Origin of the sequence: Streptococcus sp. HMSC076H09 (genome assembly GCF_001811765.1) — a bacterium.
In the GTDB taxonomy this organism is placed as follows: domain Bacteria; phylum Bacillota; class Bacilli; order Lactobacillales; family Streptococcaceae; genus Streptococcus; species Streptococcus agalactiae.
Window position 1 is genome coordinate 46052 of sequence record NZ_KV806596.1, and the last position, 21451, is coordinate 67502.

Genomic DNA, 21451 nt, shown 5'->3' on the forward strand with positions numbered 1-21451 from the left:
TTGCAATGATGACAATGGAACTGGAGGGGTATAAATAGTCTATATTTAAATGTGAATAAATTTTATTTTAAGAAGCGTTGTAGAAATTCCTTAGTTCTTTCTTGTGTTGGATTTTCGAAAAGTTGTTTAGGAGTACCCTGCTCTGCAATGATTCCTTTGTCCATGAAAATAACGCGGTCTGATACTTCTTTAGCAAATTCCATCTCGTGTGTCACAATTATCATTGTTAATCCAGATTTAGCTAGATCTTGCATTGTTTTAAGGACCTCACCAACCATTTCTGGATCCAAGGCTGAAGTTGGTTCATCAAAAAGTATAGCTTCTGGGTTAACAGAAAGTGCTCGGGCGATTGCGACACGTTGCTTTTGCCCACCTGATAATTGTTTTGGTTTAGCTTTCCAATATTGCTCAGTCATGCCAACAGCATTTAAGTTTTCTTTAGCAATCTTTTCAGCTTCTTGGCGTTCACGTTTTAGAACAGTAGTCTGTGCGACAATAGCATTCTCTAAGATGTTTAAATTTTCAAAGAGGTTAAAAGATTGAAAGACCATCCCAAGTTTTTCACGATAATTATTTAAATCATAACCTTTTTCAAGAACATTGTGACCGTGATATAAGATTTCTCCTCCACTTGGTTCTTCTAAGAGGTTAATAGAACGTAGGAAAGTTGATTTTCCTGATCCAGAAGAACCAATGATAGAAATAACTTCGCCTTTGTTGACCGAAAGCGAAATATCTTTTAACACTTCATTGCTTCCGTAAGATTTTTTCAAATGTTTAATTTCTAAAATAGCTTGTGTCATACCAACCTCCTAGACTTGTAATTGATTCGCACCGGTTGTGTAATTATCTGAATCAAAACGTTTTTCAATGTAACGTAAGATACGTGTTACGGTGAAGGTTAAGATGAAGTAAATAATCGCAATAATGGTGAATGTTTGGAAATATTGGTAGGTTTGTGTTGCAACAGTATTACCAGAGAAGTAGAGTTCGACAACAGAGATAACGTTCAGTACAGAGGTATCTTTGATATTGATAACAAACTCATTACCAGTAGCTGGGAGTATGTTACGTACAACTTGTGGTAGAACAATTTTTCGCATGGTTTGTCCGTGGGTGAAACCAAGTGCAGTTGCGGCTTCAAATTGTCCTTTATCGACAGAGAAAATACCACCACGCACAATTTCACTCATATAAGCACCAGTATTGATTGAAACAATAAATATAGCTGCTAGTGTACGGTCCAGCGAAACTCCAAAAGCTTGTGCTGTTCCGTAGTAGATAACCATCGATTGTACAATCATAGGTGTCCCGCGGAAGACCTCAATATAGATGTTAAGTAACCAACCTAATAATTTTTGTAAGGCAGCCTTTAACTTATTGTCAGATTTTGGTGCTGTACGGAAAACACCGATGAGAAGGCCGATAAATAATCCGACGATAGTTCCTACCATAGAAATTAGGAGGGTTGTAGCTGTTCCTCTGAGGAATTGAGAACCATTGTTTTTTAAAATAGTTGCCATCTGTTCAAAGAAGTTTGGTTTTCCATTTTTTTCTTTTTTAACGGATGGTTGTTCTTTAATCATCTTATCCATCAAGGCGATTTGTTTATCTCTAGAAATGCTTTCGAGAACTTGATTGACTTGATTAATACGATTGTCACCTTTACGCATCCCAACAGAAATATTTGTATCAGCATCAGATGTTTTAAACCCTTGGTGCAGTTCAATCATTTTTAATTTAGGATTAGCAGTTTGAGCGGAAGTTGCATCTGGACGTTCTGAAACATAGGCGTCTACAACACCAGATTCTACAGCTTGTCTTAATTGATTAAAGTCCCCCATGGCAACTTCTTTTTTGACACCATTGATTTGATCAATGAGGTTGTATAAGTAGACTCCTTGTTGGGCAGTTACTTTAGCATTTTTGAAATCACTAATATTTTTAGCATTAGTATATTTTCCTTCAGCGTTAACAACTAGAGTAGGTTCTGAAATGTAGTAAGGCTTTGAAAAATTAATTTCTTTTTTACGTTCTTCGGTAGGACTCATTCCTGCAATAATCATATCGAGTTTTCCAGAAGTTAGTGCTGGAACAAGGCCTTCCCATTTTGTTTTGACAACAACAACTTTTTTATTTAACTTTTTAGCTAACTTTTTAGCGACTTGTACATCATAACCATTAGCATATTGATCAGTTCCTTCAATAGGAACGGCACCATTTGTGTTATCATTTTGTGTCCAGTTGAAAGGAGCATAGGCTGCCTCCATACCGACACGTAGATATTCATCTGCTTGTATACTTGTCATACCTCCAAAGGTGATAAGCAAAGCAGTGAATAAACTTAGTAATATTTTTTTCATTCAACAGCCTCCGATAAGTTACTTCCTCCTATTTTACCGAAAAACAAGGTCGATTTCAATATCATTATCTTATTGAAAGCGATTAATTGTATTTTTATGTTAAAATGGTATACAAACAAAGGAGGGAGGATGATAATGAAGAAATGTTTTTTGGCTATTTGTTTAGCTCTTAGTTTTTTTATGGTTTCAGTTCAAGCAGATGAGGTGGACTATAACATTCCTCATTATGAGGGTAATCTAACTATTCACAATGATAATAGTGCTGATTTTACAGAGAAGGTTACTTACCAATTTGATTCGTCCTATAATGGACAGTATGTCACATTAGGTACGGCGGGTAAGTTACCTGACAATTTTGATATTAATAATAAGCCACAGGTTGAAGTTTCAATTAATGGTAAAGTAAGGAAAGTTAGTTACCAGATAGAAGATTTGGAGGATGGCTACCGTTTGAAAGTGTTTAATGGTGGTGAAGCAGGTGATACTGTTAAAGTCAATGTTCAGTGGAAACTAAAAAATGTTCTATTTATGCATAAGGATGTTGGTGAACTTAACTGGATTCCTATTAGCGACTGGGATAAAACATTAGAGAAAGTAGATTTTTGGATATCAACTGACAAAAAGGTTGCTCTTTCTCGTCTTTGGGGGCACTTGGGTTATCTTAAAACTCCTCCTAAAATAAGACAAAATAATAATCGTTACCATTTGACAGCTTTTAATGTAAACAAACGATTAGAATTTCATGGTTATTGGGATAGATCTTATTTTAATCTACCTACAAACAGTAAAAATAATTATAAGAAAAAAATTGAACATTAAGAGAAGATGATAGAGCGTCATGGTTTTATCCTAAGTTTCTTGTTAAGGATATTATTACCTTCATTCTTTATTATTGTGACACTATTCATCTCAATTAGGGTGTTCCTGTTTAGAAAAAAAGTTAATAAATACGGGCAATTCCCTAAGGATCATCATTTATATGAAGCACCTGAGGACCTTTCACCACTAGAGTTAACTCAAAGCATTTATAGTATGAGTTTTAAAAATTTTCAAGATGAGGAGAAGAAAACTCACCTTATCAGTCAAGAACAACTCATTCAGTCAATTCTATTAGACTTGATTGATAGAAAAGTATTGAATTATGATGATAACTTGTTATCTCTAGCTAACTTAGATAGAGCTTCTGATGCAGAAATAGATTTTATAGAGTTTGCTTTTGCGGATTCTACGAGTTTGAAGCCAGACCAACTCTTTTCTAATTACCAATTTAGTTATAAAGAAACACTACGTGAACTGAAAAAGCAGCACAAGGCTTCAGATCTGCAAACTCAAATGAGACGCCGAGGAAGTAATGCCTTATCAAGAATTACGCGTCTCACGAGGTTGATTTCTAAAGATAATATAAACTCTCTTAGAAGCAAGGGAATTTCATCACCTTATCGTAAAATGTCTTCAGAAGAGTCTAAAGAATTATCTAGGTTGAAAAGATTCAGTTACCTATCACCTCTTATTTCTTTTGTTGTTATAATTTATACGCTTTTTTTAAATTATTTTACCTATTTCTGTATCTATCTCTTATTGTTTGTTGTTATCCTGTTGTTGAATAAAATCATTTTTATGATGACAAGAAAAATAAGTAACGGTTATATTGTAACTGAAGATGGAGCAAGTCGTATCTACCAATGGACTAGTTTTAGGAACATGCTAAGGGATATCAAATCGTTTGATCGTTCAGAGTTAGAAAGTATCGTACTATGGAATCGAATATTGGTTTACGCTACTTTATTCGGCTACGCTGACCGTGTTGAGAAAGTACTCAGAGTGAACCAAATAGATATTCCAGAAAGATTTGCAAACATTGATAGTCATCGATTTGCGATTTCAGTCAATCAATCTAGTAATCATTTTTCAACGATAACTGAAGATGTTAGTCACGCTTCTAATTTTAGTGTTAATTCAGGCGGTTCTTCAGGTGGTTTCTCAGGCGGCGGAGGTGGCGGTGCCTTCTAATTTTCCAAAAGTATGGTATAATAAAGAAAAATTTATGGAGTTATTATGTTAATAATTGAATTACTCAAAGCCCTATTTTTAGGAGTCGTTGAGGGAGTGACAGAATGGTTACCTGTTTCTAGTACTGGCCATTTAATCTTGGTTCAAGAGTTTATGAAGTTGAACCAAAGCAAATCCTTTGTTGAAATGTTTAATATTGTTATACAACTTGGGGCAATTATGGCAGTTATTGTCATTTATTTTAAACGCCTTAACCCATTTCAGCCAGGTAAATCTGCTAGAGAAATTCGTTTAACTTGGCAATTATGGTTAAAAGTAGTGATAGCTTGTATTCCATCTATTTTAATTGCTTTACCATTTGATAATTGGTTTGAAGCTCATTTTAATTTCATGATCCCGATTGCAATAGCCCTAATCTTTTATGGTTTTGTCTTCATATGGGTTGAAAAACGTAATGCACACCTCAAACCACAGGTAACCGAATTGGCAAGTATGTCTTATAAGACAGCTTTCTTGATTGGATGCTTCCAGGTTCTCAGTATTGTTCCGGGAACCAGTCGTTCTGGAGCTACTATTTTAGGAGCAATTATTATTGGAACTAGTCGTTCGGTCGCTGCTGACTTTACTTTCTTCCTTGCCATCCCAACTATGTTTGGTTATAGTGGACTTAAGGCGGTTAAATACTTTTTAGATGGTAACGTCTTGAGTTTAGACCAATCTTTAATACTTTTAGTAGCAAGTCTGACAGCTTTCGTAGTTAGTTTATATGTTATTCGTTTCTTGACAGACTATGTCAAACGACACGATTTCACCATCTTTGGTAAGTATCGTATAGTCTTAGGAAGTTTACTCATCCTCTACTGGTTAGTTGTTCATTTATTCTAAAATATAACATAAAAAGCTGAGTATTCCTCAGCTTTTTAGCGTGTTAGGCTGCGAAAAATTGCTAAAAAATAGCTTTTTCGGTATAATAAGAAAACTGAATACTCGTATGAGGTGATGATATGGAAATGAAACAAATCAGTGAAACAACACTGAAAATTACAATTAGTATGGAAGATTTAGAAGATCGTGGTATGGAGCTGAAAGATTTCCTAATCCCTCAGGAGAAGACTGAGGAATTTTTCTATTCTGTCATGGATGAATTAGACTTGCCAGAAAACTTTAAAAATAGTGGTATGTTAAGTTTTCGAGTAACACCTAAAAAAGATCGCATTGATGTTTTTGTTACAAAGTCTGAATTAAGTAAAGATTTAAATTTAGAAGAATTAGCAGATTTGGGTGACATTTCAAAAATGTCTCCAGAAGACTTTTTTAAAACATTGGAACAATCGATGTTGGAAAAAGGGGATACGGATGCCCATGCCAAATTAGCAGAAATTGAAAATATGATGGATAAAGCAACTCAAGAAGTAGTTGAGGAAAATGTTTCTGAAGAACAACCTGAAAAGGAAGTAGAAACGATTGGATATGTTCACTATGTCTTTGATTTTGATAATATTGAAGCTGTAGTTCGATTTTCACAAACGATTGATTTTCCAATAGAAGCTTCTGAACTCTATAAAAATGGTAAAGGCTATCATATGACAATTTTGCTAGACTTGGAAAACCAACCAAGCTACTTTGCTAATTTGATGTACGCTCGAATGCTTGAACATGCTAATGTGGGCACAAAAACACGAGCTTACTTGAAAGAGCATAGTATTCAATTGATTCATGATGATGCTATTTCAAAATTACAAATGATTGAGATGGGATAAAATGATACCTTTTACAATTGAGTATATTTTTGTATTGATTGGAGCATTTTTATTATCAATCATTCTAACTCCTATTATTCGAGTTATATCTTTGAAGGTAGGAGCGGTTGATAAACCGAACGCTCGAAGAATCAACAAAGTACCAATGCCAAGTAGTGGTGGTTTAGCAATATTTCTCTCCTTTGTTGTAACAACATTATTTTTCATGCCAATGGCGGCCAGTAGACACTTTATAGAAGTCTCTTATTTTCACTACATTTTGCCTGTAATTATTGGCGGTCTCGTAGTTACAACAACAGGATTTATAGATGACATCTTTGAATTAAGACCTCGTTATAAAATGTTGGGAATTATTATTGCAGCTGTTATCATATGGAAATTTACACATTTTAGATTTGATAGTTTTAAGATTCCAATAGGTGGTCCACTCTTGGAGTTTGGTCCTATTTTAACTTTCTTTTTGACAGTTTTATGGATTATTTCAATCACTAATGCTATCAATCTGATTGATGGTCTAGATGGTCTAGTTAGTGGTGTTTCAATCATCAGTCTAGCAACGATGGCAGTGGTTTCTTATTTCTTTTTACCTAAAATAGATTTTTTTCTCACGCTAACTATTGTTATTTTAATCGCCTCAATAGTTGGTTTTTTCCCTTATAATTATCATCCAGCCATTATCTACCTAGGTGATGCTGGTGCCTTGTTTATAGGATTTATGATTGGTGTATTATCGCTTCAAGGTTTAAAAAACTCCACAGCTGTTGCAGTTATAACACCTGTCATTATTTTAGGAGTTCCTATTTTGGATACAGCTGTTGCTATTGTGAGGCGTAAATTATCAGGAAAAAAGATTTCTGAAGCTGATAAGATGCACCTGCATCACCGATTGCTATCTATGGGATTTACACATAGAGGAGCAGTTTTAGTTGTTTATGGTATTGCAATTATCTTTTCGCTTATCGCTTTGCTTTTAAATGTTTCTAGTCGTATTGGGGGAATTTTTCTTCTATTGGCGCTACTATTAGCAATGGAAATTTTTATAGAAGGTTTAAATATTTGGGGTGAGAATCGGACACCACTATTTAATCTCTTAAAGTTCATTGGTAACAGTGATTACAGACAAAGTGTTATTGCTAAATATAGCGATAAGCATCAAAAATAAAAGCCTGAAAAGGCTTTTTTAGTTTTAATCATTTAGATAGCAGTCACACCTCATTTTTGCTATAATTATTTAGAATATAATATCGGGTGAGTGCCCTATAATATCTTCTTTAAACCATAGAGAAATATCACATATTCTCTGTTAACCAAGAAAAGGAGTGTACAATGTCTGTACTTGAAATCAAAAATCTTCATGTTTCTATTGAAGATAAAGAAATTTTAAAAGGTCTTAATTTAACGTTGAAAACAGGAGAAATTGCTGCTATCATGGGTCCAAATGGTACTGGGAAGTCGACACTTTCAGCAGCTATTATGGGAAATCCTAATTATGAAGTTACAGCAGGTGAAATTCTTTTTGATGGTGAAGATATTTTAGAGCTAGAAGTGGATGAACGTGCTCGTTTGGGTCTATTTCTTGCCATGCAATACCCTTCAGAGGTTCCAGGGATTACTAATGCTGAATTTATCCGAGCAGCTATGAATGCGGGAAAGGCTGATGATGATAAAATTTCCATCCGCCAATTTATCACTAAGTTAGATGAAAAGATGGAACTACTTGGCATGAAAGAAGAAATGGCGGAACGTTATCTTAACGAAGGTTTTTCAGGTGGTGAGAAGAAGCGCAATGAAATTTTACAACTCCTAATGTTAGAGCCTAAGTTTGCCCTCTTGGATGAGATTGACTCTGGCCTTGATATTGATGCTCTTAAAGTGGTATCAAAGGGAGTCAATGAAATGCGTGGTGAAGGTTTTGGTGCTATGATTATTACACACTATCAACGCCTTTTGAATTACATTACACCAGATAAAGTACACGTTATGATGGACGGGAAGGTAGTATTGTCAGGAGGACCAGAATTAGCGGTTCGCCTTGAGAAAGAAGGTTATGCTCAAATCGCTGAAGAGCTTGGTTTAGAGTATAAAGAAGAAGTCTAATTTGTCACTTCAACTAGAAGAGAAAAGGAGTTACAAATGTCTAAAGAAGCTATATTAAATTTTTTACAAGCCAAAGGTGAGCCTACTTGGTTACAAGAATTACGACTAAAGGCTTTTGAAAAAATAGAAGAACTAGAATTACCAGTAATTGAACGTGTAAAATTTCATAGATGGAATTTAGGTGATGGAACTATTTTAGAGAATGACTATACAGCTAACATTCCAGATTTCACAGAGTTAGGAAACAATCCCAAGTTGGTTCAAATTGGGACCCAAACTGTCCTTGAACAAGTTCCTATGGAATTAATAGAGAAAGGCGTTGTCTTTACAGATTTCTATTCGGCTTTGGAAGAAATTCCAGAAGTCATAGAGCGCTACTTTGGGAAAGCACGTCCTTTTGAAGAAGATAGACTTGCTGCCTATCACACAGCTTACTTCAACAGTGGTGCAGTGCTTTATATTCCAGATAATGTTGAAATTACTCAACCAATCGAAGGTCTTTTTTATCAAGATAATCAATCTAAAGTACCATTTAATAAGCATATCCTTCTTATTGTTGGAAAGAATGCGAAAGTTAGTTACTTAGAGCGATTTGAGTCAATTGGTGATGGGACAGAACGAACAAGTGCTAATATTTCTGTAGAAGTAATTGCCCAAGCAGGTAGCCAAATTAAATTTGCTTCAATTGATCGCCTCGGAGAAAATGTGACAACGTTTATAAGTCGTCGTGGTCGTCACAGTAGCGATGCAACAATAGATTGGGCCCTTGGGGTGATGAATGAGGGCAATGTTGTTGCTGACTTTGATTCTGATTTAATTGGTGATGGAAGCCACGCTAATTTAAAAGTAGTTGCTGCCTCGTCAGGGCGTCAAGTTCAAGGAATTGATACGCGTGTTACAAACTACGGCTGTAATTCAGTAGGACATATTTTACAGCATGGGGTTATTTTAGAGCGTGGGACTCTTACTTTTAACGGTATCGGACATATTATAAAAGGTGCAAAGGGAGCAGACGCCCAACAAGAAAGCCGAGTTCTCATGTTATCAGACAAAGCACGTTCAGATGCTAATCCTATCCTTTTGATTGATGAAAATGATGTTACAGCTGGTCACGCAGCCTCAATTGGTCAGGTTGACCCAGAGGATTTATATTATTTGATGAGCCGTGGCTTGAACCAAAAAACAGCAGAGCAATTAGTTATTCGTGGATTTTTAGGAACAGTCATTGCTGAAATACCAGTAAAAGAAGTTCGCGATGAAATGATTGCCGTTATTGATACAAAACTAGAAAAACGTTAATATGACATTACTAGATAGTTATAAACTAAAGCAAGATTTCCCAATTTTAAATCAATTAGTTAATGATGAGCCGCTTATCTATTTAGATAATGCAGCAACGACACAAAAACCGAATCAAGTTTTAGAAACTTTGCGAGCTTACTACCAAAACGACAATGCAAATGTCCATCGTGGTGTTCATACTTTAGCAGAACGAGCGACTGCTCAGTACGAGACTGCTCGTGAAAAAGCAAGGCAGTTTTTAAATGCTAAATCAAGTAAAGAAATTTTATTCACACGTGGCACCACAACAGGATTAAATTGGGTAGCTAAGTTTGCCGAAAGTATTTTAGAACGAGGTGATGAGGTACTTATTTCCATTATGGAGCATCATTCTAATATTATCCCATGGCAACAAGCTTGTGAGAGAACTGGTGCTAAATTGGTTTATGCCTATCTAAAAGATGGTTCTTTAGATTTAGAAGATTTCTATAATAAATTATCCTCTAAAACTAAATTTGTTAGTTTGGCACATATCTCGAATGTACTTGGCTGTATTACACCAGTAAAAGCAATAGCAGAACGTGTGCATCAAGTTGGGGCATACATGGTTGTTGATGGAGCTCAATCAGCGCCACATATGGCGATTGATGTTCAAGACCTTGATTGTGATTTCTTCGCCTTATCTGGCCATAAGATGCTTGGTCCTACTGGTATTGGTGTTCTTTATGGGAAAGAAAGCATTTTGGATAAGATGCCACCTGTCGAATTTGGTGGTGAAATGATTGATTTTGTCTATGAGCAAAGTGCAACATGGAAGGAATTGCCCTGGAAGTTTGAAGCTGGAACGCCTAATATTGCTGGAGCGATCGCTTTTGGAGAAGCTTTAGATTATTTAACGGATGTTGGTATGGATGAGATTCATCAATATGAACAAAGTTTAGTTTCTTATGTGTTGCCTAAATTACAGGCTATCGATGGTTTAACTATTTACGGACCTAGTGATGCTGAATCTCATGTAGGCGTTATTGCCTTCAATTTAGAAGGTTTACACCCACATGATGTGGCAACTGCAATGGATTACGAAGGAGTGGCTGTTCGTGCAGGTCATCATTGTGCACAACCCCTTATTAATCATCTTGGTATCCATTCGGCGGTTCGAGCAAGTTTCTATTTCTATAATACCAAAGAGGATTGCGACAAATTGGTAGACGCTATCCAAAAAACTAAGGAGTTTTTCAATGGCACTCTCTAAATTAGATAACCTCTACATGGCAGTGGTAGCTGATCATTCAAAACACCCTCATCATCATGGATTTTTAGAAGGCGTTGAACAAGTGCAGTTAAATAATCCTACATGTGGAGATGTTATTTCCTTATCTGTTAAATTTGATGGAAATATTATTTCAGATATTGCATTTGCTGGTAATGGTTGTACAATTTCTACGGCTTCATCAAGCATGATGACAGATGCAGTTATTGGGAAAACAAAAGAAGAAGCATTGCAGCTTGCTGATGTATTCTCCAAAATGGTTCAAGGCGATCAAAATCCAAAACAAGAGAAACTTGGGGATGCAGAGTTTCTAGCTGGGGTATCAAAATTTCCACAACGTATCAAATGTGCTACGCTTTCGTGGAATGCTTTAAGAAAGGCTATTGAGAGAGATAATCAGGCAGAACTCTGACAACCATAGTTGAAGGAATTACATTTAAACAACTTTTACTGACATAAGGTAGTCTAGTAGAAGAATGTCTTAAATTTAAATATTAAAGAAAGGATAAGTATGTCCGAAATAAATGAAAAAGTAGAACCACAGCCAATAGATCTTGGGGAATATAAATTTGGATTTCATGACGATGTAAAGCCAATTTATTCTACGGGAAAAGGTCTAAATGAGGCTGTTATTCGTGAGTTATCTGCAGCTAAGGGTGAACCTGAGTGGATGTTGGACTTTCGTCTAAAATCCTTGGAAACGTTTAATAAAATGCCAATGCAGACCTGGGGAGCAGATTTATCAGATATTGATTTTGATGATATTATTTATTATCAAAAAGCATCTGATAAACCTGCGCGTGATTGGGATGATGTTCCAGAAAAAATCAAAGAAACTTTTGAAAGAATTGGGATTCCAGAAGCTGAAAGAGCTTATCTTGCAGGAGCATCAGCACAATATGAATCAGAAGTGGTTTATCATAATATGAAAGAAGAATATGATAAGCTGGGTATTGTTTTTACGGATACTGACTCTGCACTTAAAGAGTACCCAGAGCTATTCAAAAAATATTTTGCTAAACTTGTCCCTCCAACAGATAATAAATTAGCTGCTCTGAACTCTGCTGTATGGTCAGGTGGAACATTTATTTATGTCCCTAAAGGTGTTAAGGTGGATATTCCACTTCAAACTTACTTCCGTATTAATAATGAAAATACTGGACAATTTGAACGTACTCTCATTATTGTTGACGAGGGAGCAAGTGTTCACTACGTTGAAGGTTGTACCGCCCCAACTTATTCTTCAAATAGTTTACATGCAGCTATAGTTGAAATTTTTGCACTTGATGGAGCTTATATGCGCTATACGACTATTCAAAATTGGTCCGATAATGTCTATAATTTAGTGACAAAACGTGCTACCGCTAAAAAAGATGCAACAGTTGAGTGGATAGATGGAAATCTAGGTGCTAAAACAACAATGAAATACCCATCGGTTTACCTTGATGGTGAAGGAGCATGTGGCACGATGTTGTCTATTGCTTTTGCAAACAAAGGACAACACCAAGATACGGGTGCAAAGATGATTCATAATGCTCCCCATACTAGTTCATCCATTGTCTCTAAATCAATTGCTAAGGGTGGGGGAAAAGTTGATTATCGAGGTCAAGTGACATTTAATAAAGATTCCAAAAAATCAGTGTCACATATAGAATGTGACACCATATTGATGGATGATATTTCAAAATCAGATACCATACCGTTTAATGAGATTCATAATTCACAGGTTGCTTTAGAGCATGAAGCAAAGGTGTCTAAGATTTCTGAAGAGCAACTGTACTACTTGATGAGTCGAGGTTTATCTGAAGCTGAAGCAACAGAAATGATTGTTATGGGGTTTGTTGAGCCCTTTACGAAAGAATTACCAATGGAATATGCGGTAGAGTTAAATCGTTTAATTTCCTATGAAATGGAAGGTTCAGTTGGTTAATTGAAGATTTCAAGAGATAATAAAAAGCCCCTATGTTATTGATGAAGGGGGCTTTTATATTAGCACAGTTATTATCTAGAGCGCTTTATAAGTAATACTATCCCAGCTAAAAGACAAAGGATAGCGATGGTTCCCAGAACAATTAAAATAGATACAAAATGTGATTGAATAAATTGATCTGTTTTTGTCCACCACTGTTCTTTTGTTTGAGGCTGTTCTTGAATAGATTTGGTTTTGGTTTTAGTAACTTCTTTTTTAGGTTTAACGGCTTTTAATACAGGAGTTTTAGAAGAAATATTTTTAGCGTCTTTAAAACCTTTTTCTACAAGAGCGTTGACAAACGGATGACGATAGTACTCTCCGTCTTGGTCTGACCAATCGCCAACGCCTAAAATCACAGTTATCAAACGAGTATTCTGGCGTTTAGCTGTAACTAAGGCATTAAAAGCAGCGCTAGGGCTAGAACCAGTTTTTAAGCCATCTACTCCTTCTAATCCAAATTTAGCGCCGGGGGTAGAGTAGTTATAAGTTGTAAATGTTTCTTCATAAGGAGTTCCGACCATGGCCTTGACTTCAGGATATTTTGTATAGTTCAGTATATCAGGGTATTTTTTAAGGAAATGATAGGTTAAAATTGATAGATCACGTGCAGTCGTAACGTTAGTAGCATTGTTATCGTATTCTTTTGGGGAGTAAAGTCCATTAAAAGCACTTGCTACCGCCCCACTAGGGTTATAAAAGTGAGTTTTTGTCATATCGAGTTTCTTGGCGGTTTCATTGATTCGTTTAATGAAGGCGTCAGGATTGTTTTGTGATAAGTGGTTAGCAATCATAATAGTTGCTACATTAGATGACGGGACAGCCGTCATAGTAATCAGTTCACGAATAGGATAAGCAACCCCAGCATGAATATTGTTATTACTAATTTCATAAATCTTACTTATGGCTTGGTCTGTTTCTGTTGCAGTCACTGTGGTGTTGAGGCTTGTTTTTCCTTTAGCTAAGTCTTCAAATAGTAAATATAAAGTAAACATTTTAGACATGCTAGCGGGATCACGTTCTAAATCAGCGTTATCTTCCCACAAAATATGACCTTTATTGTCAATAACGATAGACGCTTTAGGTTTATTAATATCTTTAACATCATATCCGGCTTCTCGGGTAATTTGCATAATATCTTTATGTTCTTCAGCTTGCACAGAGTTTACACAAGTCAGGGATAATAAAATGCAGAGGAAAGATACGATTAATTTAGGCATAGGTAACTCCTGAAAACTTTTTATTAATATTATAACAAAAAATCACTAATAAAAAAGACATTTCATTAGTGATTTTTAATTTTATATATTCTCCTAAACCTAGCTAAAGAAACTGCTGTGCAGTAACTCCTTGTGTCAAAGGGAGATTACTATTAAAGTTTTTCGTTAACGTAGCGCACAAAATGATTCCACCACACTTTGAGGAAGAAACTGCGCTCAATACTATCTTTTGCCACTAAATGAACGCTAGGTTCCTTTATGAGATAGCCTTTTCCAACCTTATTAAGGTCAACGTAATAAGCTTTCCCTAGGTTCTCTTTTTTTGTAATAGGAGCAGTAAGCTCTTTTTTAAAGTTAATTTTTAACTGATTTTGTTTAGTGATATTTTTCTTCTGTGCTACTTTCAAATCGTTTTTAGCAACAGCGATAACCGATTGTTCTTTTCCGTCTCTCACACTTGCTTCTTTACCTTTATATGTAGCTCCTTTAGCTAATACAAGGTTAGGTTCGTAGGTGTTTGTGATATAGTTCAAGAGAGAGTTAGTTGCTGTAAAGCGAGCATATTTGTCTTTATCGGCCTTATCAGCATGCATAATAACAGTGAGTAGTCTCATTCCACTTTCAGTAGATGTAGCAATAAAAGATTGGCCAGCTAATTCCGTTGTCCCAGTTTTCAAACCTGTAATACCTGGTCTAAAGACAGGCATATCTGGTAGCATGTAGTTATAAGAATGCATAATATCTTTATCAAATTTAGCAACGGACTTACTAGTAATCTTAAGAATGGAAGGATATTCGTTGACCAAATGGTAGGCAACAATAGCAATATCACGTGCACTCATTTTATTTTCGTCGTTTTGTGACGATTTTGGATAAATGTGATTGCCTAACATACTATTATTTAAGCCAGAAGCATTGACTAGGTGGCTATCATGAATTCCCCACTTTTCCAATTGAGCAGTCATTTTATCAACAAATTTACTTTCAGTTCCTGAAATATGTTCAGCCAAAGCAATGGCTGCACTGTTAGCACTAGAAATCATGGCAGCGTCCACGAGCTGTTTAACAGTATAGCGCCTTTTTTCTAAAGGAACATTACTAGCATCAGATTCACGTGTTAGTTGATAAGGGTAGTCAGATATATTTACTTTGGTATTCCACTTGAGGTTACCGTTATCAATTTCTTTATAGACCATATAAACGGTCATTATTTTAGTCAAGGAAGCAATAGCAGCGGGTCTGTTAGCATCTTTTTCATACAAGATTTTTCCTGAATCTAAATCAACTGCCAAGGCATATTTAGCGGAAGCATTAAAAGATTCAGCAGAGATGGTTGGCATAAAAAAAATGCAACTAAGTAATAGAATAGAAGTAATAATTTTTTTCAAAATAACACCTTTAGAAATTTTTTAAACTTTGTCCTTCCTATTATACCATATCACTATACCATACTAGGAATTATTATTTTCAGATAATTGAATGAAGAAAACGTTTGTTATAAAAATGTAAAAAAATGTAAAAAAATGAAAGTTAAAAAATTATCTGAAAATTTTGCGTTTTTGTCTTTTCTTAAGAATTTTTTGTGGTATAATGTTAGTCACTAGATAAATGAATTAGGAGAACAAAGCTATGGCAAAACAGAAAAATAACTGGCGCCGTGTTGGAGTTGGTGTCCTTACACTTGCTTCAGTTGCGACTCTTGCTGCATGTGGAAGTAAATCAGCTTCCCAGGATTCTAATGGAGCGATTAATTGGGCTATTCCAACAGAAATCAATACACTAGATTTATCTAAAGTTACAGACACTTACTCAAATCTAGCTATTGGTAACTCTAGTAGTAATTTCCTTCGCTTAGATAAGGATGGAAAGACGAGACCAGATTTGGCTACTAAAGTTGATGTTTCAAAAGATGGTTTAACTTATACAGCTACATTACGTAAAGGCTTGAAGTGGTCAGATGGCAGTAAACTTACTGCAAAGGATTTTGTTTATTCATGGCAACGTTTAGTTGATCCTAAGACAGCTTCACAATATGCTTACCTTGCTGTTGAAGGGCATGTGCTTAATGCCGATAAAATCAACGAAGGACAAGAGAAAGACTTGAATAAGCTAGGTGTTAAGGCAGAAGGCGATGACAAAGTTGTTATTACTTTATCTAGTCCGTCTCCACAATTCATCTACTACCTTGCATTCACTAATTTCATGCCACAAAAACAAGAAGTTGTTGAAAAATATGGAAAAGATTACGCAACTACTTCAAAAAATACAGTTTACTCAGGACCATATACTGTTGAAGGTTGGAATGGTTCAAATGGTACTTTCACCCTGAAGAAAAACAAAAATTATTGGGACGCTAAAAATGTAAAAACAAAAGAAGTTCGCATCCAGACTGTTAAAAAACCAGATACCGCCGTTCAAATGTATAAACGTGGTGAATTAGATGCAGCTAATATCTCAAATACTTCTGCTATTTATCAAGCTAATAAAAATAATAAAGATGTCACAGATGTTCTAGAAGCGACCACTGCCTATATGCAATATAATACTACTGGTTCTGTGAAAGGGCTTGATAATGTTAAGATTCGTCGCGCCTTAAACTTAGCAACTAACCGTAAAGGAGTTGTTCAAGCAGCCGTTGATACAGGCTCAAAACCGGCAATTGCTTTTGCACCGACTGGTTTAGCCAAAACACCAGATGGAACTGATTTGGCAAAATATGTTGCCCCAGGTTATGAATATAATAAAACTGAAGCAGCAAAACTCTTTAAAGAAGGTTTGGCTGAATCAGGCTTGACTAAGCTAAAATTAACAATTACAGCAGATGCTGATGTTCCTGCTGCCAAAAACTCTGTTGACTATATCAAGTCTACTTGGGAAGCTGCTCTTCCAGGACTTACTGTTGAAGAAAAATTTGTAACCTTTAAACAACGCTTAGAAGACAGTAGAAAACAAAACTTTGATATCGTAGTTTCTGTTTGGGGTGGGGATTATCCAGAAGGGTCAACTTTCTACGGCCTCTTTAAGTCAGATTCACAAAATAACGATGGAAAATTTGCTAACAAGGACTATGACGCTGCTTATAACAAGGCAATTTCCGAAGATGCCTTAAAACCAGAAGAATCAGCAAAGGACTATAAAGAAGCAGAGAAAATTCTATTTGAGCAAGGCGCTTATAACCCACTCTACTTCCGTAGTGGTAAAGGTTTACAAAATCCAAAATTAAAAGGTGTTATTCGTAATACTACAGGTTTGTCAATAGACTTTACACATGCTTATAAAAAATAATTAAATTACTTTACACTAAACCTTTGCAAGAATTGGTAATTGCCAGTTCTTGCTTTTGGTTAAGTAAAGAAAGTGAAAGAGTTTGCTATTTTTAGCAATTCTAAGAAAAGGAAATGATATGATTAAATATATTTTAAAGCGTGTTGCTATTTTGTTAGTAACGCTATGGGTTGTCATAACCCTATCGTTCTTTCTGATGCAGATCCTTCCAGGAACACCCTACAATAATCCAAAACTCACTGAAGAAATGATCGCATTACTTAATAAACAGTATGGTTTAGACAAGCCTGTATGGCAACAATATTTGACTTACCTTTGGAATGTACTTCATGGTGACTTTGGAACGAGTTATCAATCAGTGAATCAGCCAGTATCACGTATGATTAGCTTGAGATTAGGAGTTTCAGTACATCTAGGTGTTCAGGCTCTCGTATTTGGTGTTTTAGGCGGTATTTTGGTAGGAGCTATTTCGGCACGTCATAAGAATGATAAAGTCGATGGTATCTTAAGTGTTATTGCAACGCTAGGGATTTCTATGCCTTCATTTATCATTGGTATTTTATTATTAGACTATTTTGGATTTAAGTGGAACTTGTTGCCTTTATCAGGTTGGGGGACTTTCTCTCAAACAATTTTACCTTCTTTAGCTCTAGGACTCCCTACATTAGCATCTGTTTCACGCTTCTTCCGTAGTGAAATGATTGAAACTTTAAATTCTGATTATGTGCAACTAGCTCGTTCAAAAGGTATGACAATTCGTCAAGTAACTCGAAAACATGCTTACCGTAATTCTATGATTCCAATTTTAACTCTAATCGGCCCTTTGGCGGCGGGTCTGTTAACTGGTTCTGCACTAATTGAACAGATCTTTTCGATTCCAGGAATTGGGCAGCAGTTTGTTACTTCGATTCCAACAAAAGACTATCCTGTTATTATGGGGACAACCATTGTTTATGCAGTAATGTTGATGGTTGCTATCTTGATAACAGACGTTGTTATTAGTATCGTAGACCCACGCGTTCGCTTGCAGTAAGGAGATGTTATGGCAGATAAAAACAGAACATTTAAACTTGTAGGTGCAGGATCTTCTAGCACACAAGAAAAAATTGAAAAGCCTGCTCTTTCGTTTATGCAAGATGCGTGGCGTCGCTTGAAAAAAAACAAGTTAGCAGTGGTTTCACTCTATTTATTAGCTCTTTTACTTACTTTTTCGTTAGCCTCAAATTTATTTGTAACTCAGAAGGATGCTAATGGGTTTGATTCAAAAAAAGTAACGACATATCGCAACTTACCACCTAAATTGAGTTCAAACCTTCCTTTTTGGAATGGTAGCATTAAGTACGCTGGAAATACAGAATCTACAGACGCTTATAAGTCTCAAAATGTCCCTGAAAAAGTTAAGTATGCTTTAGGTACAGATTCTCTAGGGAGAAGTGTTGCTAAGCGCATCATCGTAGGTATTCGAATTTCCTTACTTGTAGCTATTGCAGCTACATTCATTGATTTAATTATCGGTGTTACATACGGTCTTGTTTCAGGTTTTGCTGGAGGACGCCTTGATACATTAATGCAACGTATCGTAGAGGTAATTTCATCAATTCCAAACTTAGTTATCGTTACAATGTTAGGTTTGGTCCTTGGTAACGGTATTACGGCTATTATTATCTCTATTGCTTTTACCGGATGGACTTCTATGTCTCGTCAGGTAAGGAATTTAACCCTATCATATCGAGAAAGAGAGTTTGTGCTTGCTGCACGTTCACTTGGGGAAAGTCCGATTAAAATAGCTTTCAAACATATTTTACCTAACATTTCTGGTATTATCATTGTACAAATTATGATGACAATCCCAAGTGCTATTATGTATGAAGCAGTACTTTCAGCGATCAATTTAGGTGTTAAACCACCGACAGCTTCATTAGGATCATTGATTTCAGATGCACAAGAAAATTTACAATATTATCCATATCAAGTTATCTTGCCAGCTTTAGCATTGGTAATGATTTCATTGGCATTTATTTTGCTTGGTGATGGGTTGCGAGATGCTTTTGATCCAAAATCTAGCGATGAATAAGGAGGTATAATCATGGAAAAAGAAACTATTTTAAGTGTTAATAATCTTCATGTTGACTTCCACACATATGCTGGAGAAGTAAAAGCAATTCGTGATGTCAACTTTGAATTAAAAAAAGGTGAGACTCTTGCAATCGTTGGTGAATCTGGTTCAGGAAAATCTGTAACTACCAGAACTTTAATTGGTTTAAATGCTAAAAATTCAGAGATATCGGGGAATGTTCAATTTAAGGGGCGTAACCTTGTTGAACTATCAGAAGAAGAGTGGACTAAGGTACGCGGGAATGAGATTTCTATGATTTTCCAAGACCCTATGACTAGTTTGGATCCAACGATGAAAATTGGTATGCAAATAGCGGAGCCAATGATGATTCATCAAAAAATTTCAAAAAAGGATGCTTTAAAATTAGCTCTTGAGCTAATGAAAGATGTAGGTATCCCAAATGCTGAAGAGCATATTAATGATTACCCACATCAGTGGTCTGGAGGAATGCGCCAACGTGCGGTTATAGCGATTGCTTTAGCTGCTGATCCTGAAATTCTTATTGCTGATGAACCAACGACTGCTTTAGATGTAACAATTCAAGCACAAATTTTGAACTTAATGAAAAAAATTCAAGCAGAACGAGACTCCTCCATTGTTTTCATAACTCATGACTTAGGGGTCGTTGCAGGGATGGCAGACCGTGTAGCAGTTATGTATGCAGGGAAAATTGTTGAATTTGGGACTGTTGATGAAGTCTTTTATAATCCACAACATCCATATACTTGGGGATTGTTGAATTCAATGCCGACAACCGACACAGAATCAGGTAGTTTAGAGTCAATTCCGGGAACACCACCAGATTTGTTGAATCCACCTAAAGGAGATGCATTTGCAGCTCGTAATGAATTTGCATTAGATATTGATCATGAAGAAGAACCACCGTACTTCAAAGTTTCAGAAACACATTTCGCTGCTACATGGCTTTTAGATGAAAGATCACCTAAGGTGCTTCCTCCATTACCGATCCAAAAACGTTGGGAAAAATGGAACGAGATTGAAGGGAGGAAAGCCTAATGACTGAAAATCGAAAAAAATTAGTTGAAGTCAAAAATGTTTCTTTGACCTTCAATAAAGGAAAAGCTAATGAAGTGAGAGCAATTGATAATGTTAGTTTTGACATTTATGAAGGTGAAGTGTTTGGATTAGTTGGGGAATCTGGATCAGGAAAGACAACCGTTGGACGTTCAATTTTAAAACTTTATGATATTTCTGATGGAGAAATTACCTTTAATGGAGAAGTGATCTCACATCTGAAAGGTAAAGCATTACATAGTTTTCGTAAAGACGCTCAGATGATTTTTCAGGATCCTCAGGCTAGCTTAAACGGCCGTATGAAGATTCGTGATATCGTAGCAGAAGGTTTAGATATACATAAATTAGCTAAATCAAAATCAGATCGTGATAGTAAAGTTCAGGCCCTATTAGATCTTGTAGGGTTAAATAAAGATCATTTAACACGTTATCCGCATGAATTTTCAGGTGGACAACGACAACGTATCGGGATTGCACGTGCTTTAGCAGTAGAGCCTAAATTTATCATTGCTGATGAACCAATATCTGCCTTAGATGTTTCAATCCAAGCACAAGTTGTTAATTTAATGCAAAAATTGCAAAGAGAACAAGGATTGACTTATTTGTTTATCGCACATGATTTGTCTATGGTAAAATACATTTCAGATCGTATCGGTGTTATGCATTGGGGAAAACTGTTAGAAGTTGGGACATCTGATGATGTTTATAACAATCCAATCCACCCCTATACGAAGAGTCTATTATCAGCTATTCCAGAACCAGATCCGGAGAGTGAACGTCAACGTGTTCACCAGCCGTATAATCCAGCTATTGAGCAAGACGGACAAGAACGTCAAATGCACGAGATTACCCCTTGTCATTTTGTTTTATCTACACCCCAAGAAGCTGAAGAATATAAAAAACAAATATTATAAAAGATGGCTAGCCCATCTTTTATTTTTTTACTAATAAAATAAATTTAGGTATGGAATTTTAAACTCTATGTTATTGGTGTTAGCCAACAGGAAACTTTTTTCAGAAAATGTAGAAAAAAGTATGAAAAAAG

At 35.8% G+C, this 21451-nt stretch carries 17 protein-coding genes and 1 pseudogene; 14 read left to right on the plus strand and 4 right to left on the minus strand.

Annotated features, from left to right (window positions below; genetic code table 11):
• Positions 1 to 62: 62 nt before the first annotated feature.
• Together HMPREF2818_RS02630 and HMPREF2818_RS02635 are read right to left on the minus strand one after the other, a co-directional pair.
• Positions 63 to 803: an amino acid ABC transporter ATP-binding protein gene (locus HMPREF2818_RS02630; RefSeq protein ID WP_000189496.1), complete on the minus strand. Its 741-nt coding sequence runs from the start codon at positions 801 to 803 to the stop codon at positions 63 to 65.
• A gap of 9 nt (positions 804 to 812) precedes the next feature.
• Complete coding sequence (locus tag HMPREF2818_RS02635; RefSeq protein ID WP_000722379.1) at positions 813 to 2363, minus strand: ABC transporter substrate-binding protein/permease; 1551 nt, start codon at positions 2361 to 2363, stop codon at positions 813 to 815.
• A gap of 135 nt (positions 2364 to 2498) precedes the next feature.
• Between HMPREF2818_RS02635 and HMPREF2818_RS10110 the strand changes: the two are divergent.
• The 9 genes and pseudogenes from HMPREF2818_RS10110 (at position 2499) to sufB (ending at position 12711) form a co-directional block, all read left to right on the plus strand.
• A pseudogene (locus HMPREF2818_RS10110) lies at positions 2499 to 4373 on the plus strand (DUF2207 family protein).
• Between the two features lie 45 nt (positions 4374 to 4418).
• Complete coding sequence (locus HMPREF2818_RS02645) at positions 4419 to 5258, plus strand: undecaprenyl-diphosphate phosphatase (RefSeq protein WP_000905327.1); 840 nt, start codon at positions 4419 to 4421, stop codon at positions 5256 to 5258.
• 119 nt (positions 5259 to 5377) lie between these two features.
• Entirely contained in the window at positions 5378 to 6133 is a 756-nt protein-coding gene (mecA, locus tag HMPREF2818_RS02650) for an adaptor protein MecA (protein ID WP_000425371.1), read from the plus strand.
• A 1-nt stretch (position 6134) separates the two neighbouring features.
• The gene (locus tag HMPREF2818_RS02655) at positions 6135 to 7295 is read left to right on the plus strand and encodes a glycosyltransferase family 4 protein (RefSeq protein ID WP_000612110.1); all 1161 of its coding nucleotides are present in this window, start codon (positions 6135 to 6137) and stop codon (positions 7293 to 7295) included.
• A 164-nt stretch (positions 7296 to 7459) separates the two neighbouring features.
• On the plus strand, positions 7460 to 8230 hold the full coding sequence (gene sufC, locus HMPREF2818_RS02660) for a Fe-S cluster assembly ATPase SufC (protein ID WP_000114502.1): 771 nt from the start codon (positions 7460 to 7462) through the stop codon (positions 8228 to 8230).
• 36 nt (positions 8231 to 8266) lie between these two features.
• Entirely contained in the window at positions 8267 to 9529 is a 1263-nt protein-coding gene (gene sufD, locus HMPREF2818_RS02665) for a Fe-S cluster assembly protein SufD (RefSeq protein ID WP_000031276.1), read from the plus strand.
• Between the two features lies 1 nt (position 9530).
• Positions 9531 to 10763 (plus strand): cysteine desulfurase, encoded by a 1233-nt coding sequence (locus HMPREF2818_RS02670; RefSeq protein ID WP_000173346.1) that lies wholly within the window; start codon positions 9531 to 9533, stop codon positions 10761 to 10763.
• The gene (gene sufU, locus HMPREF2818_RS02675) at positions 10750 to 11193 is read left to right on the plus strand and encodes a Fe-S cluster assembly sulfur transfer protein SufU (RefSeq protein WP_001218456.1); all 444 of its coding nucleotides are present in this window, start codon (positions 10750 to 10752) and stop codon (positions 11191 to 11193) included. Before HMPREF2818_RS02670 ends, sufU begins: the two co-directional genes overlap by 14 nt.
• Before the next feature lie 99 nt (positions 11194 to 11292).
• On the plus strand, positions 11293 to 12711 hold the full coding sequence (gene sufB / locus HMPREF2818_RS02680; protein ID WP_001289830.1) for a Fe-S cluster assembly protein SufB: 1419 nt from the start codon (positions 11293 to 11295) through the stop codon (positions 12709 to 12711).
• A 71-nt stretch (positions 12712 to 12782) separates the two neighbouring features.
• On the opposite strand, the gene HMPREF2818_RS02685 is transcribed toward sufB, so the two are convergent.
• On the minus strand, positions 12783 to 13970 hold the full coding sequence (locus HMPREF2818_RS02685) for a D-alanyl-D-alanine carboxypeptidase family protein (RefSeq protein WP_001125233.1): 1188 nt from the start codon (positions 13968 to 13970) through the stop codon (positions 12783 to 12785).
• 152 nt (positions 13971 to 14122) lie between these two features.
• On the minus strand, positions 14123 to 15358 hold the full coding sequence (pbp3, locus tag HMPREF2818_RS02690) for a D-alanyl-D-alanine carboxypeptidase PBP3 (protein ID WP_000720949.1): 1236 nt from the start codon (positions 15356 to 15358) through the stop codon (positions 14123 to 14125).
• A gap of 241 nt (positions 15359 to 15599) precedes the next feature.
• Between pbp3 and HMPREF2818_RS02695 the strand changes: the two genes are divergently transcribed.
• The 5 genes from HMPREF2818_RS02695 (at position 15600) to HMPREF2818_RS02715 (ending at position 21320) form a co-directional block, all read left to right on the plus strand.
• Positions 15600 to 17255: a peptide ABC transporter substrate-binding protein gene (locus HMPREF2818_RS02695; RefSeq protein WP_001118756.1), complete on the plus strand. Its 1656-nt coding sequence runs from the start codon at positions 15600 to 15602 to the stop codon at positions 17253 to 17255.
• Positions 17256 to 17373: 118 nt separating this feature from the next.
• Entirely contained in the window at positions 17374 to 18288 is a 915-nt protein-coding gene (locus HMPREF2818_RS02700; protein WP_000598965.1) for an ABC transporter permease, read from the plus strand.
• A gap of 9 nt (positions 18289 to 18297) precedes the next feature.
• Entirely contained in the window at positions 18298 to 19329 is a 1032-nt protein-coding gene (locus HMPREF2818_RS02705) for an ABC transporter permease (protein WP_000764052.1), read from the plus strand.
• Between the two features lie 12 nt (positions 19330 to 19341).
• Complete coding sequence (locus tag HMPREF2818_RS02710; protein ID WP_000410286.1) at positions 19342 to 20388, plus strand: ABC transporter ATP-binding protein; 1047 nt, start codon at positions 19342 to 19344, stop codon at positions 20386 to 20388.
• A complete protein-coding gene (locus tag HMPREF2818_RS02715) occupies positions 20388 to 21320 on the plus strand; it encodes an ABC transporter ATP-binding protein (protein WP_000138504.1) in 933 nt (310 codons plus the stop codon). The genes HMPREF2818_RS02710 and HMPREF2818_RS02715 overlap by 1 nt, the downstream gene beginning before the upstream one ends.
• Positions 21321 to 21451 lie beyond the last annotated feature (131 nt).